Genomic DNA, 24,672 nt, shown 5'->3' with positions numbered 1-24,672 from the left:
GAGTCAGCCATGTTAATTTCGACAAGACCAGACGATGAAAAGACGGTCATGGGCCTCTTTTCTCTTTTGCCAGAATATAAGAACTTAGACCATATGAAGTTGGTCTTAAATTTATACCAGCAACCCAAGATGGAACTCTTCTTTTGGCAACCCGATCAACAAGAATCAATCAACGGTTTGCTTGGTTTTGAGCGTTACAAGGACAACGTTCTAGTTGTTCGTCACCTGATTTTGACGCCTGGTGCGCCTAAAAAGGCCACTCATGCGCAAATGTTGACGGACTTGCAGGAACTCAATCCTGACCAAACGGTAATGGGCACCTTAAGCACCCAAACTTATATCGATAAGTGGAGAAAGCATTATTCAAAACCCAAGTCTCACAATTAAGATTACCGACTTCGAGGGGCCACTCGATTTGCTTTTACATTTGATTAAAAAGCATGAGATGGACATCTTTCAATTACCGATTGCTGAAGTGACGAAACAATATTTGGGTTTCATTCATGATCAGCAAGCGATGCAGTTGGACGTGGCGGCGGAGTATTTGGTGATGGCTGCTAAGTTAATTCATCTGAAGTCGACTGATTTGTTACCAAAGCCACCGATTGAAGATGATTTTGAAGATAACTTTGAAGAATTTGATCCAAAAGAGGAGCTGATTGCCCGATTGTTGGTTTACCAACGTTTTCAACAGGCAACCGGCTTCTTTGATGAACGGCAAGAGGCCGGCATGCATTCTTTTGTTCGGCCGGCAATTGAGGATGACAAAGTGGAAGTCGACCAGCCGGTCACGCTGGCACCCGGATTGACCATGGTCGACTTACAATTGGCTTTCGATAGCGTGATTGCTCGGCAACGAGACTTGGCCCCCAAGGTACGCCAAGTGGAATCGGATTCGTATACGATTGGGGATGGCATTGTTTCCATTCGCCAGAAATTACAAGCCCTGCCAAAAGAAGAATCTTTGCCTTTTACAGCCCTATTTGATGATGTTTTTGCACCTGATCGGTTAGTGATGACCTTTTTGGGCTTGCTTGAAATCACTAAGGCTGGCGAAGTGACGCTTTGGCAGGCAGCCTTAACAGATGAAATTTTAATTAAAGCGGTGAACCATGGATCAGAAGATTAGTCAAATTGAAGCGTTATTGTTTGTTGCCGGTGAGGATGGCCTATCGGTCCCCGAACTGGCTAAGGTAACGGGCTTTGATAAAGGGGCACTGCCTGCTCTGCTTGATGAACTGGCCACTCATCTGATTCAAATCGATTCACCATTGATGCTGCGGACCTCAGATGGGCGCTATGTCATGGTTACTCGTCCTGAATTTGGTAAATTAGTTTCTGCCTATTTCGACTTACCAGTTAACACTAAGTTGACCCAGGCACAACTTGAAACCTTGGTGATTGTTGCCTACCAGCAGCCAATTACCCGTGTTGAAATTGATCAGATTCGTGGTGTTCGTTCGGCTGGAACAATTCAAAAGCTACTGTTGCACCAGTTAATCGAATCGGTTGGCCGGAAAGAAGAAATTGGTCGGCCGATTTTGTACGGCACGACCGCTGATTTTTTGGACTACTTCGGTTTGGAATCGCTAGCTGATTTGCCGGAATTACCAGATATTAATGATGTCACCCTTGATGAAGAAGGGCAGGCCGAGGTGGCGCTCTTTGACCAAATTGATGATCAGGGGGATACTATTCTTGAAAGCCCAACTGATGAGGGCCAATTGTCGCTGATGGCAGAAGGCACAACAGCCACGCAAGAAGAACACGATACACCGACTGATGAACAGCCGGTTGCCACAAAAAAGGAGGGCGAAAATGCCTGAAGAAAGTCAACGACTACAAAAGGTGATTGCTCAAGCGGGAATTGCTTCCCGACGGGCCGCCGAAACCATGATTTTAGAAGGCCGAGTTGAGGTTAACGGCCAAATCGTGAGCCAATTGGGCACAAAAGTGACCCGCCAAGATGAAGTGAAGGTCGATGGTGTGCCAATTGATGGGCAGGAGAAGCATGTTTATTACTTGCTAAATAAGCCCCGTGGCGTTGTGACTACTAGCCATGACGATAAGGGCCGGCAAACGGTTTTAGATATTTTAGATGATGTAACTGCCCGGGTTTATCCGGTTGGTCGGTTGGATTACGATACGACCGGTGCGCTCTTGCTTACCAATGATGGTGATTTGGCCAACCAGTTGATGCACCCCAAGGGTCGGGTTGATAAGGTCTACACGGCCAAGGTCAAGGGATTGGCAACCATGGAACAATTGGCACCGTTAAAGCGAGGAATTGTTCTGAAAGGCAAGAAGACTGCTCCTGCCAAGGTAGCCATCGAAAAGGCCGATAAGGATAAGAAGGTTTCCTTTGTCACGATTACGATTCATGAAGGTCGTAACCACCAAGTCAAGGATATGCTGGCTGCCGTTGGTCTGCCGGTTGAAAAGTTGCGCCGTGACCGCTACGCTTTCTTGGACTTGATCGGTTTACAGCCGGGTGAATTCCGTGACTTAAAGCATGATGAAGTCAAGCGCCTGAAGGCCGGTGATTACCGGTTCTTGCGCCGCAAGTAAGAAAAATTTGCTGAAAGATTAGTTATGGCGTAACCGCTGAAAATAAAATTCGTTTTTTAAAGTTTTCGGCAGACACCGATTTGTCTTGATAATATCAAGCCCTTAACCCATGTTAAGGGCTTTTTATGACGGTAAAAATGCCTTTTTTCTTGGCAAATTTTTTGAGCTGTGCTATACTATTTCTTGTTTCAAATATAATATAAAACTTCGGGGTCGGGTGAAAGTCCCAACCGGCGGTGAAGCAGCGATAGCTGATGAGCCCGCGACCTGCCAAATGGCAGCTGATCTGGTTTGAATCCAGAGCCGACCGTACAGTCGGGTATAAAGAAGTTTAAAGTACAGTCTTTTTTGCTGGCCTTTATTTTACCCCGGGTGAAGTAGGGCCTTTTTTAGGCCCAGAGGAGTAGAAAATGACAAGAAACACTACTAAAAAACTCACCCTGGTCGCCGTTTTCAGTGCAATTTCCTTTGCACTCACGATTTTTCCGCAAATTGCGATCATTCCCAGTGCATCCTTTTTGAAAATTGACTTTTCAATCGTGCCAGCCTTCTTAGCTTTTTCCTGGTTAGGGCTCGGTTCGGCCGTTTGGGTGCTGGTGATTCGGACCTTGTTGAAGCTGATTTTGTTTAACGAAGGGGCCAATACCTATATTGGAATGCCAGTTAACCTTGTGATTGCTTTGACATTCTTGTTGGTTTTGGCAGTCATGGTCAAGGCTGAAGTTCGCTGGCCAAAGTGGTTATGGCAATCCGTTAGTGCGGTTATTGCCTCTGTGGCGATGACCGTGGTGGCTTATTTAGCCAACATTGTTTGGGCGATTCCGCTCTACGCCCGCTTTGCAAACTTCGATATTGCTAAGTTCATTGGCATCAAAGTTTACTTGTGGGGGATGGTTGTCCCATTCAATCTTTTGGAAGGTTTGATTTGGTTTATCGTTTCTGTGATGGTTGTTGCAATCTTGGCACCCTTTAAGAAAAGCTTTCGTTCTTAAGAAAAGGTTATCATTTTCAAGCAACCTTCCGTGTTAGACTTGATTTAAGAACGAACTCATAGGAGGTCTTGAAAATGAACGACCAAACAGCACCAACATTATCACGCCGGCAACGTTTTGATCGCCAGCATGAAAATCAGGAGCAGCCTAAAAAAGAACCACGGCCAAAGAGTCACGGCGGTCTAGTTGTGATTTTGGTCTTGCTGTCGTTAGTCTTATTAGCGTCGGCGCCTGTTTATGGATTGATGAAAAATTCACCAAAAACGGTGAAGACAACATCTAGTTCTAATAGTTCCAAAAAAACTAGCCAGTCGGCAATGTCTTCTGCTAGTTCACAATCGTCTGATGCAACCAGCGCTGCTCAGTCTTCAACTAGTCAGGCAACTAGTCAATCAGCTACATCGGCTAGCCAAGCTGAGTCTGCTGCGCAGTCAAGTCAAAGCCAGGCAGCCCAGTCAAGTGATGACCAAGCAGCGGCTTCTGCGGCGGCTGCCAATACAGCGACCTTGGGTGCTAACCAAACGCTCTATAACTTTGCGGTAACTCATGGTACAACCACTGACGAGATTTATGCTTTGAATCCTGGTGTTACTGCTCAAAACTATTCAAAGTTTGCTGGACAAGCTTTGAGAATTAAGTAAGAGGAAATTTTAATCCCTATGACTCAACCTGCTCATTTTCAAGTTGCAATTGATGGACCAGCATCAGCTGGAAAATCAACGATTGCTAAAATTTTAGCGACCGATTTAAAGTATGTTTACGTTGACACTGGTGCGATGTATCGCGCCATTACCTTGGCGGCCAAACAGGCGGGACTTGCATACGAAGATGAGGCGGGGATTGTTGCCTTGCTACCAAAGATTGAAATCGCCTTTTTACCGGGCGAACCAGTGCAACACGTTTTGTTGAATGGGCAAGAAGTAACGGAAGAAATTCGTTCAACTGAAATTACGAACAACGTTTCTTTGGTTTCTTCCTATCAGGCAGTTCGAGCTGATTTGGTTGACCGCCAGCGCGCTTTGACTGATCAGCAACCAGTGATCATGGATGGCCGTGATATTGGCACAACCGTTTTGCCAGATGCTCAAGTGAAAATTTTCTTGATTGCTTCAGTCGATGAGCGCGCTGAGCGTCGTTTCAAGGAAAATCAGGCCAAAGGCATGAACCCTGATTTGGAAACCCTGAAAAAGGAAATTGAGGAGCGGGATTATAAGGATTCCCATCGCGCCATTTCACCGCTGACAAAGGCCGAAGATGCGCTAACGGTCGACACTACTGGCCAAAGTATTGACCAGGTCGTGGCCACAATCAAGCAAATTATCAAAGATCACCAGTAAGGTGGTCTTTTTATTTTAGAAAAATCTGTTAAAATAGAAAGCAATAGGGAAAACGGTTCGTGTTTTTACGAAACATTTTGACGAAGTAGTTGGTCTAGTCTAATTTTTTTTAAAATTAGACTAGGAAAATCAGCTACTCTCTGATAAAATACCCTTATAAGTGTAAATTGTAGGAGGACGTTTGACGTCATGAGTGATACTAACAGCGAATTATTAGCAGCTCTGGAAAGTGCTGACCAAATTAAGGTAGGGGACGTCGTAACTGGCGAAGTGCTAGCAATCGACAACGATAACCAAGCAGTTATCGGTCTTCACACCGGAGAAGAAGGAGTTGTGCCAGCGCGTGAGTACTCTGACGATCGTAGCGTCAACTTGGCCGACGATTTGAAGGTCGGTGACACCATCGAAACTGTTGTTGTTTCGAACGTAACGAGTGACAAGGAAGGCGTTGCCTACTTGTTGTCAAAGAAGCGCTTGGAAGCCCGCAAGGCTTGGGAATCATTGTCATTTAACGAAGGTGATGTTGTTGATGCAAAGGTTATCAACGCCGTTCGTGGTGGTTTGATTGTTGACGTTGCTGGTATCCGTGGTTTCGTACCTGCATCAATGGTTGCAGAACGCTTTGTTTCAGACTTGAACCAATTCAAGGGACAAGACATCAAGGCAGAAGTAATCGAAATCGACCCAGCCAAGGCTCGTTTGATTTTGTCACGTAAGGCTGTTGCAGCCCAAGAACGTGCCGAAAAGTTGGCTGAAGCATTCAGCCGTTTGACTGTTGGCGAAGTTGTTGAAGGAACTGTTGCTCGTTTGACTGACTTCGGTGCTTTCGTTGACTTGGGCGGCGTGGACGGATTGGTTCACGTTTCTGAAATCTCACATGACCGTGTTAAGAACCCATCAGACGTTTTGTCAAAGGGTGAAAAGGTTAACGTTAAGATTTTGGCCTTGGACACTGATCGTGGACGTATCTCACTTTCAATCAAGGCAACCCAGCCAGGTCCTTGGGATGAAGTTGCAGAAAAGGCCCCAGCCGGTACTGTTCTTGAAGGAACAGTTAAGCGCGTGAAGGACTTTGGTGCATTCGTTGAAATCTTCCCTGGTATCGAAGGATTGGTTCACGTTTCACAAATTTCACACAAGCGTGTTGAAAACCCAGCCGACGTTTTGAAGTCTGGTGACAAGGTGAAGGTTCAAGTGTTGGATGTTAAGCCAGCCGAAGAACGTATCTCATTGTCAATGAAGGCTTTGGAAGAAAAGCCAGCCAACCAACGTGAAGACCGCGATGACAACCGTGGCGCTTCACGTGCTGACATGGCAGCCTTCCAACAAGACGATGAAGGTGCCGCTACTTTGGGCGACATCTTCGGCGACAAGTTGTAAGATTTAAAAATGGAAAGGCTGGTTATCCAGTCTTTTTTTATTGGAAAGGAGCGGGAATATGGCAGCACCGATTGTAGCCGTAGTGGGTCGTCCAAATGTTGGAAAGTCCACGCTATTTAACCGCATTGTTGGCGATCGAATCGCCATTGTCGAGGATATGCCAGGGGTTACTCGTGACCGTTTGTACGCACGGGCAGAATGGCTAAATTATGACTTCCGGATGATTGATACCGGAGGGTTGGAAATGGGAAATGCCCCATTTTTGACGGAAATTCGTGCCCAGGTTGAATTAGCCATTGATGAAGCCGACGTCATTTTGATGGTTGTTTCTGGTCGAGAAGGCCTAACAGCCGATGACCAAGCCGTGGCTAATTTGCTTTATGGGACTGATAAGCCGGTTGTTTTGGCGGTCAATAAGGTCGATAATCCTGAAATGCGGGCAGATATTTATGACTTCTATTCATTAGGAATGGGCGACCCTTATCCCGTATCTGGATCACACGGAATTGGTTTGGGTGATGTTTTGGATGAAATCGTCAAGCATTTCCCAGATGAAGCCGCAGAACAAGACGATGACGCCGTTCGGTTCTCAATTATTGGGCGCCCAAACGTCGGAAAATCATCAATTGTTAACGCCATCCTGGGTGAAGACCGGATGATTGTCTCAAATATCGAAGGCACGACCCGTGATGCCATTGATACGCGTTTTATTACCCCTGAGGGTGATGAGTTTGTGATGGTCGATACGGCCGGAATTCGCAAGCGTGGTAAGGTTTACGAAAACACGGAACGTTACTCGGTTATGCGGGCCATGAAGGCCATTGACGAGTCACAAGTGGTCTTGATGGTCTTGGACGCTGAAACCGGTATTCGCGAGCAAGATAAGCACGTTGCGGGTTATGCGCATGAGGCCGGGAAGGCCTTGGTGATTGTTGTCAATAAGTGGGATGCCATCGAAAAAGACACGCATACCATGACTGATTTTGAAAACTTGATTCGCGACGAATTTAAGTTTTTGGACTATGCACCAATCGTCTTTGTTTCAGCGAAGACAGGCCAGCGCTTAGACCGCTTGCCTGATTTGATTTTGGCCGTAAATGACAACCATCAGAAGCGGGTTTCATCATCAACATTGAATGATGTCTTGATGGATGCTTTGGCTACTAATCCGGCACCATCTGATAACGGTCGCCGTTTGCGTGTTTATTACGCCACTCAAGTGGCAATCGAACCACCAACGATTGTTGTCTTTGTCAATGATGTTGAACTGATGCATTTTTCATACCAGCGTTTCCTAGAGAACCAAATTCGAGCCGCGTTTGACTTCTCTGGAACGCCTATCAAGCTGATTATTCGTCAGCGAAAGTAACGTTTTATCGTTGAAAGTTTCAGTACTGTGAGGATTCACTTGCAAATGTGCGGAAAACCGCAATTACCGCATGAAATTGGGCTTTATGCCTACACATTTTAATTTACATGTGCTATCCTATCTTTATGGAAGTTGCCACGGTAGCGTTCCCAAGCTGCTAACGATTGTCACGTTAGCGGATATTCTAAATTAATTATTCGCGAGGAGAAAAGGAATGGCAAACAAGCAAGAATTGATCGATTCAGTCGCAATGAAGACTGGTTTAACAAAGAAGGACGCAGACAAGGCAGTTGCCGCTGTCTTGTCATCAATTGAAGACGCTTTGAAGAAGGGCGAAAAGGTTCAATTGATTGGTTTTGGTAACTTTGAAGTTCGTGAACGTGCAGCTCGTAAGGGTCGTAACCCACAAACTAAGGAAGAAATCCAAATTCCTGCATCAAAGGTTCCTGCATTCAAGCCTGGTAAGGCATTGAAGGACGCCGTTAAGTAAGCGGACCTTTTCATATTTAAGCACACTCAGCTGAGTGTGCTTTTTTGTTTGCGCTTGATGATTCAGTGGGGTAGGAGCGGTACCAGTCTGGTTAAAGAAATCGGCATTTGATTAGTTTGACGTCGCAGGGTAGATAATTTTACTCTTTATTGCTATAAAATAGAAAAACGTTCTTGACTTAGAGTCGACTCCAGGGCATAAGATGGAGTTATCAGTGACGGATGAATTCATCAAAGGGTGATGCCAATATTTATGGCATTGTTTTGTCAAAACGAATTTGTCCATATTACGTCTGATTTTACTTTTAAAGCAGACAAGTTCATAATCAGCGAAAAGGAGTATCAACAAACATGAAAGCAGCAATTTTTGTAAAGCCAGGACAAGTTGAAATGCAAGAGGTTGAAAAGCCAACGATTCAAGGACCCAAGGATGCCGTGATTAAGACGGTACGAGCATCGGTTTGTGGTTCGGATCTTTGGTTCTACCGGGGTATTTCCAAGCGTGATGGTGGCAGCCAGGTTGGCCATGAAGCTATCGGAATCGTTGAAGAGGTCGGTAGTGAAGTTTCCAACGTTCAGCCGGGTGATTTTGTTATTGCACCGTTTACTCATGGTTGTGGCCACTGTCAGGCCTGCTTAGCAGGTTTTGATGGCGATTGCCTTGATCCTGATAAAGGTGGCTCAACCGGTTACCAGGCGGAACACATCGGCTTTAAGAATGCCGATTGGGCGCTGGTTAAGATTCCGGGTCAGCCAGCAGACTACAGCGATGACCAGTTGAAATCCTTGATGACCTTGTCGGATGTGATGGCAACCGGTTACCACGCTGCAGCTACTGCTGAAGTCAAAGAGGGTGACACGGTGGTTGTCATGGGCGATGGCGCTGTGGGCCTCTCAGGGGTGATTGCAGCCAAGCTGCGTGGTGCGAAGCGGATTATTTTGATGTCGCGCCACGAAGACCGACAAGAACTGGGTAAGGCGTTTGGTGCTACCGATATTGTGGCCGAACGTGACCAAGCTGGGATTGACAAGGTGATGGCGCTAACGGGTGCCGGTGCGGATGCTATTCTTGAATGTGTTGGTTCAGAGCAGGCTGTGGCAACTGCTGTTCAACTTGGCCGTCCAGGTGCCGTCGTTGGCCGTGTGGGGATTCCTCAAGACCTAATGATGAACACGAATAACCTATTCTGGAAGAATATTGGCTTGCGCGGAGGGATTGCTGCGGTTACCACCTATGACCGTGAATTGTTATTGCAGGCGGTCCTTGATGGCAAAATCAATCCTGGTCAGGTCTTTACCAAGCAATTTGCGCTGAAAGATATTCAACAGGCTTATGAAGCCATGGATCAGCGCGAAGCGATTAAGTCTCTGATTGTTTTTTAGATTTTAAATCGCCGACATAAAGCCCCTGGCCAACCGGTTGGCCGTAAAGGAGTACGATGAAAAAGAATAAAAAAATGATAGCGATTGCAGGTGCCTCGACAGCAATACTGGCGATGTTGGCAATCGGGCTGACCGTTTGGCTAACCCAGCCAGCTAAGCCGATTTCTAATACGAAGCCAACCGAAGCAACGGTCTTCTTTCACGGCTATGGTTCCTCTCGAAATGCTGAGCAGACGATGAGTCGGTATTTAATCCAGCAAGGGTATTCAAACCGTAGGATTAATGCGACGGTTAGCAAAAGCGGCCAGGTTAGTTTTAGTGGTACCGTGAAGAAAGAGGACCAGAACCCACTAATTTTGGTGCAATTTAACGATAATCGAAATACTAACTTTACTAAGACAAATCAGTGGGTCACCAAGATTATGGAAGATTTGCATGATCAGGGGATTCAGTCAGTGAACCTGATTGGCCATTCAATGGGAAATTTGGCCATCGCTTTTTACTTGAAAAATCATGTGCAGCAAAGTGATCAATTGCCAGTTGTGAAACGGCAAATTGCGATTGCTGGTCCCTTTAACTTTTTGAAGGATAGCCCAAGGCCAAAATCAAATTTGAACTTGGCAGATCCTGCCAGCCAGTCCGAAGCTGATTTTAAAAAGGTCGCATTAGCTGGTTTGGAGCAATATTACGAGAATAATCAGACCAAAGTGTTGAATATCTACGGCAATAGCATGGGCAAAGAAGAGTCGGACTCGACCGTCACGAATAATGCGTCGAAGTCATTGAAGTACTTTGTCCGTCAGCCAAGTACTTACCAGGAAAAGTTATTTACTGGTAAAAATGCGCAACATTCGAAGCTGCATGAAAATCAGAATGTCAACAAGGTCCTCAAGCAGTTTTTAACGGAATAGCAAGGGGACAAATGCTGAAAAACAGTCTTTTAAAAAGGCTGTTTTTTTCTTGTTCTTTTTCTTGACTTGGAGTTCACTCCAGGGTGTTTAATGATCACTGACCTGAAAACGCAATGCTTGGTTTTGAAAAGAAACCAAGATAAAGGAGATAAGAATGACAAAACAACGATTTGGGATGGTCCTGCCGATCACCTTACTCGCTTACTTTTTAATTTTGATGGATAATTCCATTATTTTTACCAGTGCAACTGAGATTGGTCAAAGCCTAGACCTTTCTTCTTCCACCTTGTCGTGGGTTTCCAATGCCTATACATTAACCTTTGGTGGTTTTTTATTATTATCGAGCAGGCTTTCGGATTTGCTGGGACGTAAACGGATTTTCTTAATTGGGCTCACAATTTTTGGACTGAGCTCATTGCTGATTGGCTTGTCGGATAACGCAGCCCTCGTGATTACACTGCGGGCTATTCAGGGAATTGGTTCTTCGATTATTGCGCCGACCACCTTGGCCTTGATGATGGATAATTACCAAGGGCAAATGCGTGAACGGGCAATCGCTTACTATGGTGTTACAGCCGGGATTGGTGCCAGCCTGGGGCTGTTAATTGGTGGTGGCCTCACAACTTTATTTTCTTGGGAAGCCGGTTTTTTGATTAACGTGCCGCTGACGGCATTACTGTTCTGTTTGACAATTCGCTTTGTTCCGAATAAAGCGGGATTAAAGACAAAAATTGACTATATTGGTGCTATTCTGTCGGTCATCGGATTAGCAGCCTTGATTGATGGCTTAACGAGTAACCAGTGGCTACTGATTTTATTGGCCGTTATTGTTTTAGCCTGCTTTATCGGCTTTGAAAGCCGGAAAAAACAGCCAATGTTGCCTTTGGCTTTGTTTCATAACCGAGTTCGTGCAGGTGCCTACGTGGCCCGCATGCTCTTTATGATCGCGATGCTCCCATATTGGTTCTTTTTACCCCAGCTTTGGCAAGCCAGTTATCATTTAACGGCGTTACAATCCGGGTTAGCCTTTCTCCCCTTAACATTAGTCCAATTTATGGTATCGTTGTCCCTAGGAAGGCTGACTGCTCGTTTTGGCAACCAGTTGATCTTGCTAGTCGGGGAGGGATTGCTGTTCCTTGGTTTGTTTTGGACGGCCGTGTCGGCGGTTTCTTTGGGCTATTGGTTGGCTTTTGCCTTGCCAATGGTGGTGATTGGCATTGGGCAGGGCCTGGTCCTGGCGCCAGTGACGTCAGCCGGTCTGTATCAAGCGCCTGACGAACTGGCTGGTATTGCCTCAGGGTTGACGAATACGGCCCATCAAATTGGTGGCCCAATCGGTCTTTCTTTGATTGTGGCAACGGCGGGGAACTACCATGGCCAAGTAGCAACAATGGCTTTCTTTACGGGAATGGCTTTTGTGGTTGTGGCCGTTTTTGTTGTACGAAAGGTGCAAAAATGAATATTAAAGAAGCTGCAAAGGCGACTGGATTGTCAAATGATACGATTCGCTATTATGAACGAATTGGGGTCATCATGCCGGTGCCCCGCAAGGAAAATCAGTTGCGCGATTTCACCGAGCGCAACATTAATCAATTGAAATTTGCCAAAACGATGCGCCACGCGGGTGTTTCCATCGAACGATTGCGTGAATATATTGGCATGGTGCTGGAGGATGATGACCGGACAATTCCTGCGCGGAAAGCTTTATTGCTAGAACAAGCAGAAGAGATGCAGGAACGAATTAATCAAATCCAAGCCGCCCACGATCATTTACTGTACAAAATTGACCATTACGAAAGCCACATGCGTCAGGCGGAGAATCGTTTAGAATAGAACGCTGAAATCGTTTGATAACTGGTAAAGATGTCTGATTTAGAGAGGAAAAACGAATTTTCGATAAATTAGAACGACTTTATTTGTCCCTTTGTTTTATTTGATACTTTTTTGAAAACTGTTGGATAAGTGATTGACAGAACGCTGTTTTATTGGTAAACTTTAATTACAATTTTCACATAGCTATATATTAGGAGGCACTTTTAATGAAAGTTGCAGTAATTGGTTCGACGCACGCCGGCGTGTTTGCCGCTAAGCAGATTAAGGCAGACCACCCAGACGCTGAGGTACACGTGTTTGAAAAGAATCAAACAGTTTCTTTCTTGTCATGTGGAATCGCCCTTTGGATTGGTGACAATGTTTCATCAACTGACAAGATGTTTTATGAAACGCCAGATTCAATGGCTAAGCAGGGCATTTCAATGCACATGCAAACGCTTGTTGAAGCTGCAGACTTGGAAGCAAAGACTTTGAACATCAAGGACTTGGTTTCTGGTGCCCAGTCAGAAGAAACTTTCGATAAGATTGTCATTACTACTGGTTCACGCGCTATCAAGCCTCGTATCCCAGGAATCGATTCTGACAAGGTCTTTGATTCAAAGACTTGGGATAACGCCAACGCCTTGAAGGAAGTGACTGAAAAGGTCAAGCGGATTATCGTTATTGGTGCCGGTTATATCGGTGCCGAATTGGCAGAACAATTGTCAGTTAACGATAAGGAAGTCACCTTGATTGATGGTTTGGACCGCGTGTTGGCCAACAACACAGCGCCTGAATTCTCATCTGTTTTCCAAAAGGCCTATGAAGACCATGGTGTTAAGTTAGCGCTTGGTCAGATGGTTTCAGGATTTGAAGACACTGCTGATGGTATCAAGGTTACTACTGATAAGGGTACTTACGAAGCTGACATTGCCATCTTGGGTATCGGTTTCTTGCCAAACACTGCGATGTTCCGTGACCAAGTTGATATGTTGCCAAACGGCGCCATCAAGGTTAACAAGTTCATGGAAACTTCTGTCAAGGATGTCTTTGCTGCCGGTGATTCAGCAACCGTCTTCTACAACCCAACACAAAAGGATGACTACATTCCATTGGCAACCAATGCTGTTCGTCAAGGAATCTTGGTTGGTAAGAACATTGCAGAACCAACGATGGCTTACCAAGGTACACAAGCAACATCAGCTGTTGAATTGTACGAAATGGCTTACGCTTCAACTGGTTTGACTGTTCAATCAGCAGCTCGTAAGGGTGTTGAAGCAGATTCTGTGACAATTTCAGAAGACTACCGTCCTGATTTCATGTTGTCAACAACGCCTGTTAAGGCTTCATTGACTTGGGAAAAGGGTACTCGCCGCATTGTTGGTGCTGCCTTCTTGTCAAAGCATGACATTTCACAAGCTGCCAACGTGGTTTCATTGGCAATCGAAAACGGCATGACAATTGATCAATTGTCAATGACGGACTTCTTCTTCCAGCCAAACTTCGGTCAACCAGTCAACTATGTTTCATCAGTTGCCATGGCTGCCGTTGCCAAGGCAAACAAGTAAAAATCAGCTTTTTCAAGCACTCGGGCACTAAACCGAGTGCTTTTTTATTTGAAAGCCCTTGCATAAAGGCCAGAGACAGTGTAAGCTAATAAAGTAGTAAATTTGAATATAGCGATCTGGGGTACCATTTTGGTTGAGAATTAAACCCATTGAACCTGTTAGGCTAAGACCGACGAAGGAAGATCCACACAAGTTTTTTATGACCACCCGTGTTGGACTCTGCCCAGGCGAGTGGTTTTTTCATGCCTTCTTGTTTCCCTGGACGCAAAGGAGAGAATAATGAAACAAAAGTGGACGCTACAAAACGTGATTTTGCTGGCTTTGATTGGGATTATCTTCTCGGTCATTTACTGGATTATGGATCCGGTTTACCAAATCGTTAACAGTGGCTTGGCCGTGATTGGGTTGCAAGCCTTTACGAATGAAATCACGCTTGGTGTATGGATGATGGCCGGACCATTGGCTTCTTACATCTTAAAGAAGGTTGGTGCAGGCTTTATCGGGGAAATGCTCGGGGCTGCCGGTGAAATGTTCTTGGGTGGTTCTTATGGAGTTGGAACGCTCTTGTCAGGCTTTATCCAAGGAATCGGTTCTGAACTTGGTTTCGCCTTGACGGGTTATAAGAACTGGTTTGCTGGTCTTTGGTTGTCAACTTTGACTGGAACAGTTGTTACCTTTGGTTGGGACCTCTTTAAGTCAGGTTATATCCACTACAAGTTGGGCTTGTTAGTCGCTTTGTTCATCGTTCGTTACCTATCAATCTTCTTCTTCTCAGGTGTCTTGGTACACTTGATTGCCAAGTTGTTGGATCGGTCAAAGTTGTTGTCCCACGAATAAGGAGGACAAAAAATGGCAATAACTGCCAGAAACCTCACGGTGGCTTATCGTGACCAAGCCATCATTGATGATTTAAATTTAACGCTTGAAAAAAAGACCCTGACCCTGTTAATGGGGCCTTCCGGGTCAGGAAAATCAACTCTGTTAAAGGCTTTAGCGGGTCTTTACCCCCAATATGGTGGTCAGGTTAGTGGTGAAATTGAAATTGATCAAGCGGCGATTGCCACACTGAAGGCGAATGAAAGAGCCAAGCGCGTGGCTTTGCTCTTTCAAAATCCCGATGACCAGTTTGCCATGCCAACGGTGCGGGAAGAATTTATTTTTGCACTGGAAAACCTCGAATTGGATAAGGACGAAATTGATCAAAAGACGGCCTGGGCATTGGAAAAGGTTGGTCTGACTGATTTTATCGACCGGTCCTTTGTGACTTTGTCCGGTGGGGAAATGCAAAAGGTTGCTTTGGCGGAAGTGTTGGCCCTGGGGGCCGACTATCTGTTGCTGGATGAACCGTTTGCTTCTGTCGATAGCCAATCGCGAGAAGACCTCCAGGTTTTGCTCCAACAGTTGAGCCAGGAGGGCTACGGCATTCTTGTTTCCGACCACGACCCGGCCGGATATTTCGATAAAATCAGCCAGTTTTATCAGCTAAAAGAAAAGGCCTTGGTGTTGGTTCCTGAAAATGATTGGAGCCAATATGATTATCAAAAGCAGACGGTAACCTTAAAGCCGGTCGCTTTCAGCGACCAAGCACAAGATACTGCCTATCGCTTTGATAACCTGCGGATTCAAAACGGAGAACGGTTGGTCTTAGACCAGGATATCTTGCAAATCTTTGCTAAGGGGATTACCTTGCTGACCGGTCCAAATGGTGTCGGCAAGTCTTCCGTTCTGAAGACGCTGGCACGACTCCACCGCTATGAGGGTTCTTTGACCTACCAGGACCAAGAAGTTCACGCCTGGAAACCGCGTCTCTACTTTGGCCAGGTCGGTCTGCTGTTCCAGTCAGCATCCGACCAGTTCTTAAACATCACGGTTGATGAGGAACTTGACCAGGTGATGGCCAAGAGCCACCACGCTGATTTCTGGACAAAAGAGGTCTTGAACCAGTGGTTGTCCGACCTGCATTTGACGGGATTGGGTGACCGGTCGGTTTACACGCTTTCGGGTGGCCAGCAGAAGAAATTGCAATTGCTGTTGATGCTAATCATGGCACCACAAGTGCTGTTCTTAGATGAACCGCTGGCGGGCTTGGATGAGCAGTCGGTGGCAGTCGTTTTGAACCTGATTCAGACCTGCCAACAGGCGCTCGGATTGACCATTTTGGTTGTTTCTCACCAAACAAGGGACCTGGTCAACATTGTTGACCGTCACTTGCGCTATGAACAAACGGCGATGGCCTACCAAGAGGAGGTGCTCGTATGATGAACGCCACACAACGGATGATTTTGGCCTTGGCGATCTCGTTGGAAATTTCGTTGACCAAATCAGTAACGCTAAACGTTGTCCTCTTTTCGGTTGCCTTTTTGCTATTGCTGATCCGGCGCCAACCCCTTAAGAAGATTGGTCTCTACGTGGCCATCGCTATCATTCCGGTTTTGGGTTCGTTCTGGTCCTTTTACCTGTATGGTCAGGGAACGGCGGCAGAAAACTTGCATTTTGGTTTGGTGATGGGGAGTCGAGTTCTCGTCTTTATCTTTATTGGGGCTTGGTTGACAATGGGGATGACACCGTACGTCCTCTTGGCCTCACTGCGCCAAAACCTGAAGATGTCGGCGACCTTTACCTACGGAATTTTGGGTGCACTAAACTTTATGCCGCGGTTTAAGCAGGCCTTCTCGTCGATTCAAGCGGCGGGGATGATGCGTGGTGAAGTGTTACGGTGGTGGCAGCCAACGCTGTACTTTAAGGCTTTGGTTCATGCCATTAAGTGGTCGAAGAACCTAGCCATGGCCATGACTTCACACGGTTTCCAGGAAGGGGCCTCACGGTCGGCTTACCGGGATTATCCAATGGCAAAATCAGGCTGGGTATTGATTGTTTTGATTTTGATTGCCCTGCAAGTAATCTTGTTCTTTTCTCGTTACTAACGAGAAGCGCAACAAGCTGATATTAAAAAACGACAAATTCGTTATCTTGACGAATTTGCCGTTTTTTTTTAGCCTTTTTTCAAGTAGGAAAGGATTTCTTTTTGCATGGCTTTCACAAAGGGGTCTTTAGCCGAGGAGGGGTTAATCACGAGGCCAAGGTGGCGGTAATAGGGATGTTCGAAGGGATAGGCTTCGACTTCGCCGGAAAGTTTTGTGAGTGCTAAGTCCGGCAGGATGCCCCAGCCTAAGCCGGCTTCGACCATGGCCAGAATGGACTGGTCATCAATTGAGTAGTTGATGGCTTGGGGCTTGACTTGGAGTTCGTCCAGAGCAGCCTTGGTATCGGAATCGTAATCGGACCGTTGCAAGATAAAGTGGCGGTCCTCTAGGTCGTCTTGGCTAATTGAAACGCCATTTTTGGGGGTGAAATCAGCCGGGGTAATGCACTTGATTTCATCATCGATGAGGGGCAGTGCATCCAAACGGCTAATGGTTGGTAGGGCCGAGAAGCCAAGGTCAATTTTTCCCAGTGATAGGGCCTGTTCGATTTCGGCGAAGGAACCCTGAATCAAGGTGATTTCAACCTGTGGGTACTTTTTAGAAAAGCGCCGAATGATGGTTGGGAGCCAGGCGATGCAGACCGATGAAATGGCACCAATTCTGATTTGCCCGCCTTGCAATCCTTGAATTTTCGCAGCGGCTGAAAGGAGTTGCCGCTCTTCGTTGAGCAGGCGTTCTACCATTGGTAAGAGGATTTGGCCATTACGGGTAACCTGCATCTCTGACCGGTTGCGAATTAAGAGGGGGATGCCCAACTGCGCTTCGAGGTGCGAAATGGCGTGGGAAACAGCCGAAGGCGTGATGTTTAAGTCATCGGCAGCCTTGCGAAAGGAACCCCGGTCGGCAACTGTTGCAAAAATTTGGTAAGTAAAAGTTTTCATGATATTTTCCTGATGAATGTTTTTAACTCTAAATTGAAAAAGTTTAGTTTTACTTGTTATAGCACCAAGTATAGACTATTAGGGTAAGATTGCAAAGGAGTATTGTTCATGAATAATGACCAAACGGGCTTCGCCCGCACGCTGTCTCACCGCCACGTGGCCATGATTGCCCTGGGTGGGACGATTGGAACCGGGCTTTTCTTGGGAGCCGGTTCTTCGATTCATAAGGCCGGGCCAGCCATTTTGCTGGTTTATATTATCACGGGGCTGTTTGTCTTCGCGATGATGCGCGCCCTAGGTGAATTGTTAGTATCAGATGATTCAAAACCAGTGTTTATCGATTTTATGACCCAGTACTTGGGTGAACGAGCCGGCTTCGTGTTAGGCTGGACTTATTGGATTGGTTGGGTCGTGATTGCAATGACCGAACTAACGGCGATTGGAACATACATGCACTATTGGTTCCCTGATTGGCCGGTATGGCCATGGGAATTAGCCTTTCTCATCGTGTTGTACTTTGTTAATACGATTGCGGTTAAGATCTTCGGGGAAACCGAATTCTGGTTTGCTATGATTAAGATTGTCGCCATTGTCGCAATGATTATTACCGGCCTGATTTTGGCCCTGGGACACGTGAAGACGTCAATGGGTGTGACCCAGTTTTCGACGCTGTGGTCACATGGTTTAGTGGCTGACCACGGTAAGGGCTTGTTGTCGACCTTCCAGATGGCCTTCTTCGCCTTTCTGGGTGTTGAATTCGTTGGGATTACCGCAGCCGAAACGAAGGATCCGTTGGAAACGATTCCGCGGGCCGTTAATTCGATTGTGATTCGAATTCTGATTTTTTATATCGGTGCCTTGTCGGCGATCATGATTATCCAACCATGGACCAACTACCAGGCTGGTGAATCACCATTCGTCCAGGTGTTCTCTGGTATCGGGGTTCAATCGGCAGCGGCCGTGATTAACTTCGTTGTTTTGACGGCAGCCGCATCCGCTATCAACTCCGCCTTCTTTACAACGGGTCGGATGTTGTATTCATTGGTTGGCGAAAAGTCACGCTTTAAGAAGTTGAACAAGAATGCCATCCCCAAATCCGCCATTAACCTATCAACGTTGATTGTCGGCCTGGCCGTGGTGGTTAATTACTTGTTCCCAACGGATGCCTTTACTTTGATTTCATCAATGGCTTCAGCGGCGTTCTTGCTGATTTACATGGCCTTGATGGTCACGCACTTGCGCTTTCGCAAGGCGACGAAGGGACAGCAGAGCCATGGCTTCCAATTGCCCCTGGCACCCTTTAGTAACTACCTGACGATTGCCTTTTTGGCCTTGATTTTCGTCATCCTGCTGGTCACACCGGCCGCGACGGTAACAACTTTGTTAGCCGCCCTGTGGATGGTGCTCTTGACCGTTATCGCTTTTTTTAAGTTCAAGAAAAATTAAGCTGAACTATCAAAATCAGTTTGTGCCTCGTCCTTGTGTGAACAGGGACGGGGCATTTTTTGATTAGCTAGGTAGGGGCCGACTGATTTGTCAGAAGGCGAGGTTAGAACTGTGATAAAATGAGGGTAAGCGTGATTAAAGGAGTAGGATTTATGAAAATTGCAGTTGTCGGTCTTGGACACATGGGAACAGCCCTTGTTCAAGGACTAAAATTAGGTGGACACACAGTCTTGGGGTATTCATCAAATGCCAAAAAGGCGGAAGCTTTGCAGATTTCAGCGGTGAGCACCTATGAGGACCTGGTGAAGGCAGACTTTGATGTGATGATGTTGACGGTGCCAGCTAAGCTGGTGACGGCAGTTTTGGCAAAAATCGTCGCAGCTGGTCTTTCTGAAAAGGTCATTGTTCTTTCTGCAGCTGCCAGCGTGCAAAACGCTGATTTACGGGCGGCAGCCCCAAAGAACCCGGTCACAACCTTTATTCCAAATATTCCGGTTGCGGTTCAGGCCGGGACGATTGCTTTGGCAGCCGATGAATCCGTGACTGGCCAAAACGATCAGGTGGTCCATGATGTCTTGGAATCACTTGGGGATGTCTTGGTTGTGAGGGAAGACCAATTAGCCATCGCCGGGACCATCGGTGGTTGCTCACCAGCCTTTATCGACGTCTTGATGGACGCCATGGAAGACGCGGCCGTTGCCAAGGGCATGGATCGAAAGCAAGCGGGTCAGATGGTGGCCTCAGTGGTTGCCGGGACGGCGCAATTGGCACAACAGTCTGATTTGTCCGCGGGTGACTTGAAGGGGCAGATTACATCACCTGGGGGTACAACGATTAAGGGCGTCTTAGCCTTAGATCAGCACGGCTTCCGTGGGGCAGTGCATGCCGCCATTTTGGCAGCTGCCGGTGATTAAAAGCTCAGACTTTTTAAATGAGTGAACGATAACTTGGGACCAAGAAGCCAAACTACTTCTTAGCCCCATTTTTTTATGAGAGAGGGAGAGAACGATGCAAGCATTACCAGCAACGATTAAAAAGGTCTGGTATATCATGGAAGTCATTGGCGCCATTGTGATTTTAGCCATTTACTTCGCTGGAAACTGGGCGCTACAACATTTTTTGAAGTTTTATCTACCAATTTGGGCAATCTGGGGGCTCTTTTTGGCCATTGTACTGTGGTTTGTCGTTGGCATTTTATTGGTCCGTTACCGTTATGCTTTTTACCACTTTATGGTGAACGAAACGGATGTTGAAATCAAAAAAGGCTTCTTCTTCCGGACCCATACTGCGATTCCAATTGCTCGGGTGCAGAACGTCGATTTGGACCAGGGACCGATTTTACGGTTGTTTAAATTACAACAGGTGCATATTTTGACGGGGGGATCTGGTCATGAAATTGAAGCCTTAACGGAGGTCGAAGCTGAACAATTTAAGGACAGGGTCATGACGTTGGCTAGGGAGGCTCGCCATGAAGGCTAAGCACTTACATCCCCTTGCTTTTATTTTGAGTTTTTACGAACAATTGAAAAATATGGTGGCTTTAGGCTTGGCCATATTGCTCTTTTTCCATTTTACTTGGTGGGAATGGGTCTTGCTTTTCCTAGCACTGTTGATCTGGTCCATTTTAAGCTTCTGGATGACGACCTATGAACTCACGGAGAGCGAACTGATTTACCGGTCGGGTGTGTTAGAACGGCAGGTGCGCCACTTGCCTTACCACAAAATTCAAAATATCCACCGAAAGCAATGGTTTTTCCTACAACCATTCCATTTGGAGGAGATTGCCGTTGATTCTGGGGGGAAGGGAGCCAAGCAAAATCAGATTTCCCTCTCCGTTGTACCAACCTGGGTGGCACTTGTTCTTGAGCAAAAGCGACAGGATGAAACGACTAATCTGCCCACCTTGATTGAACGCGCAAAAGTTCAGGCGCAAAATGAAGGACCAGCGACACAGGAACAAGATGAGTTAGTGGACAAGAAAGACCCGCAGGGGCAGTCGTTTGATGTTGAGAATGACCCGAAAACCGCCACTCAAACAAGCTCGTTGCGGTCAAATGATTCTAGCAGGCTTTCTGCTGATTCTTATCGGGCTTCTGTTCTATCCTTGATTACCTATGCCGTGACGACGCCGGAAGTCATCTTTCAATTCTTTATATTTTTGGGTGGGTTCGTTCACTTAGATCAGAAAGGGGTAGTCAGCCATTGGCTTGAGCAGGAATTTACTAATCATGTTCTGGGTCTGGGCGCACTGATGATCGTCTTGCTGGTGGTTCTGTTTGTCTTAATCGTGATTGCTTTTAATGTTTTGCGAACGGTGATTTTGTATTTTGGCTTTGAAGTTCACCATGATGCCGGTCATTTAACGATTGCTCGGGGACTTTTCGAACGACAAACGATGCATCTGTCGATTAACCGGATGCAAACGGTTGAGGTCCGCCAAAATATTTTTCGGCAGGCACTGGGCCTTTCGACGGTCAAGACACGGTTAATTACAGACGAAAATGGCGAAGATAAGGTTTCTAAAAACGTACCGACCTTGATTCCAATGGTAAAATCAGGAGCTGTTGACCACTACTTGTCACAGTGGTTGCCTAATTTTCCAAGCAAGCCAATCAAAAAGACCAGTAGCTCAACCTATCAGATTTTGACAATGATCCGTAACGGCCTTTTTTGGACCTTACCCGTCGCTGCCGTCCTGATCTATGTTTTTCAACGGTTGCCGCTCGTTGTTTTGCTGGTTTTGCTTGTGTTGGCCTTCGTTGTCGGTGCCGGCTGGTATAAGGGGAAGGCGACAACTGCCCAAGTGGTTAACGGCCAGGTTCTCGTTTTAAAAACGGCGAAGAACTACGAAACGATTACGACCTACATTGCCTGGGATAAGATTCAGTCGTTGTCCATTAAGCAGAGTTGGTGGCTAGCTCGTCGTAATCAGCGAGCCCACCTTGCCGTGGTGGTCCGAACTGATACCAGTACGAAGGTTTTGACTGCTCGCTACTTGCCAATGGAGGAGGTCAAAGCCATCTTTGATTGGTACCAATCACTTGGTTAGAACGGTGCATTCGTTGCAGAAATTAGTGAATCAAAAGTGGTTTGAACCGTCATGCTTGCTTGCAGGCGGCAGAGCCACTATTACTTGCACTACAATTAAGTGGTGGAACTGCACTGATTTTTGGGCCAAAGAAAAAAGAGTCGAGGATACAATTATGTATGCTCGGCTCTTTTCAATTTGTGATGCGATGCTTCGACAATCTTAGAAGTGGTGGGTTTTGACGACTGCTTGAGCCTGGTCAATACTTTCTGGCAAAGTGGCATCAAATTGGCTCCAGAGGTCTTGGTCAAATTGATTGACGATGTCTAATGCTTGTTGCAGTTTTTCCTCGCCAGCCTGAGTTAAGGAGAGGGCTTTTGAGCGTGGGTTCTTCTTACCTGGGTAGCGGTCCAAAAGATCTTCACGACTCAGTTTGGTGATAATAGCCGAAGCGGTCATGGCATCAACGTCCGCTGCCTTAGCCACCATAATTTGCGTAATCTCGGTATTTTGTAAACTCAGGCCATGAACGGTGGCCAAAATTTGGAATTGGGGGTGGGTCAAGTCAAGCTCACGAAGACGGTATTTCATTTGGCGGAACCAGTCAGTATATAAGTTGAAAAACTTCTGATTGGTTGAATCCATGTAGCGAGTGAGTGAAGCGGTTTTGACAGGGCTCATGGGGAACCTCCTTGGTATTAGAATTAATCTGTAAGTATACTTATAATATAACTGATTTCATAGCGGGTAGCAAGTACCCACAACGAAGTTTTTTCACACGGATTCTAATTTCCGTGCTATACTGCTTGTGTGATAAATAAAGTTGGGGTGCCCTGAGCTGAGATTATACCCATTGAACCTGATGCCGCTAGCACGGTCGCAGGAAACTTCGAAAAACGGATTGAAATCCTAAAGACATTGCCCATGTTCGGTAACCGTCAACAGGCCAGAAGTCCTCAGCTCAGGCTGAGGGCTTTTTATTTTGTCTAAATGGCGACTGCAACCCCATAGTCTGCCAAAATAAAGTTGATAATTGAGGAGAAAAAATGACGAAGACGCTGCCGTTTTCCGACCGCTTTATGCAAGTGATGGAAGAACACAAGGCTGATTTTTATGCCAATCCCTTTATCCAAGCAATGATTGCTGGGGAAGTTAATCCTGAGGCGCTGCTCTACTACGTGCAACAAGATTACCGTTATTTAGGTCATTATTTGCCACTGTATGAACAGGTTTGCCAGACATTAACCGGACAAACAATCGATGCCGAAGTGGCCGACGATGACCGCGAATATGCCGCGCACAAGATTTTGCTGGACTTGGCTGAAACCGACGACAAGAGCATCCAAGAGGGGAAGTATCCAAATTCAACGGTCACGGATCAGTACGTTAACCACATGACCAAATCAGTCGAAAAGGATCCGTTTATCGGCTTGGTTGCCTTGGCTGCCTGCCCTTACGACTATGCCTACTTAGCTGATTTGTTGATTCGGGATGGCCTCATTAAGCCAGATAATCCATTTATGCCATGGGTGGGCTATTACCGTGGGATTGACAAGGGCTTGACGCGACCAATGTTAGCTTTGGTTAATCAGACGGCCGAGCAAGTGAGCCCTGAGGTGCAAGAGGAAGCCTTGGCTGCCTTTATCCAATCAACAAAGTATGAAAATCAATTCTTCCTGCAGGGAATGGAGGCAACAAAATGATTGATCCAAACCAATATCCGACAGCATTAACCATTGCTGGTTCTGATTCTGGTGGTGGTGCCGGTATGCAAGCTGATATCAAAACCATGCAGGCTTGCAAGACTTATTCGACGGTCGTGGTGGCCGGATTAACCGCACAAAACACACTAGGTGTGCAGGGTGCTTATCCAACTGATTTGGCCGTGATTGACCAACAGTTTGCCTCGGTGATGGCCGACTTTGATGTCCGTGCAGCCAAAACGGGTGCGCTCTTCGACGAAGCGCGCGTCCTTCAGGTAGCGAAAAACATCCGTCACTACCAACAAAAGAGCTTCGTGGTTGACCCCGTAATGGTCGCCAAGGGTGGGGCGACCTTGCTCGACCCAGCCGGCATTGCGGCCTTGAAGAATCACTTGCTGCCATTAGCCACACTGGTGACACCAAACCTCCCCGAAGCCGAACTATTAGCCGATATGAAAATCAGTAACCGCGATGATATGGTTACTGCTGGTCAAAAGATTCAAGCATTGGGCGTTCCAAACGTCATCGTTAAGGGTGGCCATGGTGCAGGCCCAGTGATTTATGATTATGTCTTATTGGAAAACGAAGAAGGCTTCTGGCTAGAAGGACAAAAGGTTGAAACGTCAAGTAAGCACGGGACGGGGGACACCCTCTCGGCTGCGATTACGTCCTTTTTGGCCCAAGGTGATTCTCTGCGAGAAGCAATTGAAAAGGGCCACCGTTATATGAATGCCATTATCGGGCATCCGCTAGTTATCGGTCATGGTCACGGTCCTTTGAATCATGGCCAATGGTCGAATCCAGAAGATTAAGAGGGAAAA

Annotated in this window: 26 protein-coding genes and 3 riboswitches; of the genes, 24 read left to right on the top strand and 2 right to left on the bottom strand. The window is 46.5% G+C overall.

Annotated elements, in window-relative coordinates; translation table 11 throughout:
* The first annotated feature begins 9 nt into the window (after positions 1-9).
* From FT12353_RS02720 to FT12353_RS02635, 18 genes are all read left to right on the top strand, one after another.
* On the top strand, positions 10-387 hold the full coding sequence (locus tag FT12353_RS02720) for a riboflavin biosynthesis protein RibT (protein ID WP_203618187.1): 378 nt from the start codon (positions 10-12) through the stop codon (positions 385-387).
* The gene (locus FT12353_RS02715; protein WP_373299324.1) at positions 338-1,129 is read left to right on the top strand and encodes a segregation and condensation protein A; all 792 of its coding nucleotides are present in this window, start codon (positions 338-340) and stop codon (positions 1,127-1,129) included. Before FT12353_RS02720 ends, FT12353_RS02715 begins: the two co-directional genes overlap by 50 nt.
* Positions 1,113-1,826 carry an SMC-Scp complex subunit ScpB gene (gene scpB / locus FT12353_RS02710; protein ID WP_168778397.1) on the top strand — a complete coding sequence of 238 codons (714 nt, stop codon included), beginning with the start codon at positions 1,113-1,115 and terminating at the stop codon, positions 1,824-1,826. Before FT12353_RS02715 ends, scpB begins: the two co-directional genes overlap by 17 nt.
* Positions 1,819-2,568, top strand: coding sequence for a pseudouridine synthase (locus FT12353_RS02705; protein WP_047974527.1), 750 nt, complete (start codon positions 1,819-1,821; stop codon positions 2,566-2,568). Before scpB ends, FT12353_RS02705 begins: the two co-directional genes overlap by 8 nt.
* A gap of 199 nt (positions 2,569-2,767) precedes the next feature.
* Positions 2,768-2,904: riboswitch (FMN riboswitch) on the top strand.
* A 74-nt stretch (positions 2,905-2,978) separates the two neighbouring features.
* Complete coding sequence (locus tag FT12353_RS02700; RefSeq protein WP_203618185.1) at positions 2,979-3,560, top strand: ECF transporter S component; 582 nt, start codon at positions 2,979-2,981, stop codon at positions 3,558-3,560.
* A gap of 74 nt (positions 3,561-3,634) precedes the next feature.
* Entirely contained in the window at positions 3,635-4,201 is a 567-nt protein-coding gene (locus FT12353_RS02695; protein WP_203618175.1) for a LysM peptidoglycan-binding domain-containing protein, read from the top strand.
* An 18-nt stretch (positions 4,202-4,219) separates the two neighbouring features.
* Positions 4,220-4,897, top strand: coding sequence for a (d)CMP kinase (cmk, locus tag FT12353_RS02690; RefSeq protein ID WP_203618173.1), 678 nt, complete (start codon positions 4,220-4,222; stop codon positions 4,895-4,897).
* 189 nt (positions 4,898-5,086) lie between these two features.
* On the top strand, positions 5,087-6,277 hold the full coding sequence (gene rpsA / locus FT12353_RS02685) for a 30S ribosomal protein S1 (protein WP_047974523.1): 1,191 nt from the start codon (positions 5,087-5,089) through the stop codon (positions 6,275-6,277).
* 58 nt (positions 6,278-6,335) lie between these two features.
* The gene (der, locus tag FT12353_RS02680) at positions 6,336-7,646 is read left to right on the top strand and encodes a ribosome biogenesis GTPase Der (RefSeq protein ID WP_168778393.1); all 1,311 of its coding nucleotides are present in this window, start codon (positions 6,336-6,338) and stop codon (positions 7,644-7,646) included.
* 214 nt (positions 7,647-7,860) lie between these two features.
* Positions 7,861-8,136: a non-specific DNA-binding protein Hbs gene (hbs, locus tag FT12353_RS02675; RefSeq protein WP_047974521.1), complete on the top strand. Its 276-nt coding sequence runs from the start codon at positions 7,861-7,863 to the stop codon at positions 8,134-8,136.
* Between the two features lie 350 nt (positions 8,137-8,486).
* Positions 8,487-9,518 (top strand): zinc-binding dehydrogenase, encoded by a 1,032-nt coding sequence (locus FT12353_RS02670; protein ID WP_203618171.1) that lies wholly within the window; start codon positions 8,487-8,489, stop codon positions 9,516-9,518.
* Between the two features lie 56 nt (positions 9,519-9,574).
* A complete protein-coding gene (locus FT12353_RS02665; RefSeq protein ID WP_203618157.1) occupies positions 9,575-10,429 on the top strand; it encodes an alpha/beta hydrolase in 855 nt (284 codons plus the stop codon).
* A gap of 154 nt (positions 10,430-10,583) precedes the next feature.
* Positions 10,584-11,888: an MFS transporter gene (locus FT12353_RS02660; RefSeq protein WP_203618155.1), complete on the top strand. Its 1,305-nt coding sequence runs from the start codon at positions 10,584-10,586 to the stop codon at positions 11,886-11,888.
* A complete protein-coding gene (locus FT12353_RS02655) occupies positions 11,885-12,262 on the top strand; it encodes a MerR family transcriptional regulator (protein WP_168778389.1) in 378 nt (125 codons plus the stop codon). The genes FT12353_RS02660 and FT12353_RS02655 overlap by 4 nt, the downstream gene beginning before the upstream one ends.
* A 206-nt stretch (positions 12,263-12,468) precedes the next feature.
* A complete protein-coding gene (locus tag FT12353_RS02650) occupies positions 12,469-13,809 on the top strand; it encodes an FAD-dependent oxidoreductase (RefSeq protein WP_203618153.1) in 1,341 nt (446 codons plus the stop codon).
* Between the two features lie 107 nt (positions 13,810-13,916).
* Positions 13,917-14,007: riboswitch (TPP riboswitch) on the top strand.
* 81 nt (positions 14,008-14,088) lie between these two features.
* Positions 14,089-14,646, top strand: coding sequence for an ECF transporter S component (locus FT12353_RS02645; protein ID WP_168778387.1), 558 nt, complete (start codon positions 14,089-14,091; stop codon positions 14,644-14,646).
* Between the two features lie 12 nt (positions 14,647-14,658).
* Positions 14,659-16,068 (top strand): ATP-binding cassette domain-containing protein, encoded by a 1,410-nt coding sequence (locus FT12353_RS02640; protein WP_203618151.1) that lies wholly within the window; start codon positions 14,659-14,661, stop codon positions 16,066-16,068.
* Complete coding sequence (locus FT12353_RS02635) at positions 16,065-16,733, top strand: energy-coupling factor transporter transmembrane component T family protein (protein ID WP_235271945.1); 669 nt, start codon at positions 16,065-16,067, stop codon at positions 16,731-16,733. Before FT12353_RS02640 ends, FT12353_RS02635 begins: the two co-directional genes overlap by 4 nt.
* Positions 16,734-16,801: 68 nt before the next feature.
* Here FT12353_RS02635 and FT12353_RS02630 read toward each other — a convergent pair whose 3' ends face one another.
* Entirely contained in the window at positions 16,802-17,674 is an 873-nt protein-coding gene (locus FT12353_RS02630) for a LysR family transcriptional regulator (protein WP_168778385.1), read from the bottom strand.
* 108 nt (positions 17,675-17,782) lie between these two features.
* Between FT12353_RS02630 and FT12353_RS02625 the strand changes: the two genes are divergently transcribed.
* From FT12353_RS02625 to FT12353_RS02610, 4 genes are all read left to right on the top strand, one after another.
* Positions 17,783-19,120: an amino acid permease gene (locus FT12353_RS02625; protein ID WP_203618149.1), complete on the top strand. Its 1,338-nt coding sequence runs from the start codon at positions 17,783-17,785 to the stop codon at positions 19,118-19,120.
* Between the two features lie 152 nt (positions 19,121-19,272).
* The gene (locus tag FT12353_RS02620; RefSeq protein WP_203618147.1) at positions 19,273-20,034 is read left to right on the top strand and encodes a pyrroline-5-carboxylate reductase family protein; all 762 of its coding nucleotides are present in this window, start codon (positions 19,273-19,275) and stop codon (positions 20,032-20,034) included.
* Between the two features lie 94 nt (positions 20,035-20,128).
* Positions 20,129-20,599 carry a PH domain-containing protein gene (locus FT12353_RS02615; protein WP_168778382.1) on the top strand — a complete coding sequence of 157 codons (471 nt, stop codon included), beginning with the start codon at positions 20,129-20,131 and terminating at the stop codon, positions 20,597-20,599.
* Positions 20,589-22,169 carry a PH domain-containing protein gene (locus FT12353_RS02610; RefSeq protein WP_203618145.1) on the top strand — a complete coding sequence of 527 codons (1,581 nt, stop codon included), beginning with the start codon at positions 20,589-20,591 and terminating at the stop codon, positions 22,167-22,169. Before FT12353_RS02615 ends, FT12353_RS02610 begins: the two co-directional genes overlap by 11 nt.
* A gap of 201 nt (positions 22,170-22,370) precedes the next feature.
* On the opposite strand, the gene FT12353_RS02605 is transcribed toward FT12353_RS02610, so the two are convergent.
* Positions 22,371-22,829: a MarR family winged helix-turn-helix transcriptional regulator gene (locus FT12353_RS02605; RefSeq protein ID WP_203618131.1), complete on the bottom strand. Its 459-nt coding sequence runs from the start codon at positions 22,827-22,829 to the stop codon at positions 22,371-22,373.
* Positions 22,830-22,962: 133 nt separating this feature from the next.
* Positions 22,963-23,051, top strand: a riboswitch (TPP riboswitch).
* Positions 23,052-23,194: 143 nt separating this feature from the next.
* Here FT12353_RS02605 and FT12353_RS02600 point away from each other — a divergent pair.
* Both FT12353_RS02600 and thiD read left to right on the top strand, forming a co-directional pair.
* Positions 23,195-23,851, top strand: a complete 657-nt coding sequence (locus FT12353_RS02600; RefSeq protein WP_203618129.1) for a TenA family protein — start codon at positions 23,195-23,197, stop codon at positions 23,849-23,851.
* Positions 23,848-24,663, top strand: coding sequence for a bifunctional hydroxymethylpyrimidine kinase/phosphomethylpyrimidine kinase (gene thiD / locus FT12353_RS02595; RefSeq protein ID WP_203618127.1), 816 nt, complete (start codon positions 23,848-23,850; stop codon positions 24,661-24,663). The genes FT12353_RS02600 and thiD overlap by 4 nt, the downstream gene beginning before the upstream one ends.
* Positions 24,664-24,672: the final 9 nt, after the last annotated feature.

Origin of the sequence: Fructobacillus tropaeoli (assembly GCF_016860625.1) — a bacterium.
Lineage (GTDB): Bacteria > Bacillota > Bacilli > Lactobacillales > Lactobacillaceae > Fructobacillus > Fructobacillus tropaeoli.
Note: the sequence above shows the minus strand (reverse complement) of the source record. Positions and strands in the feature narration are given on the sequence as shown.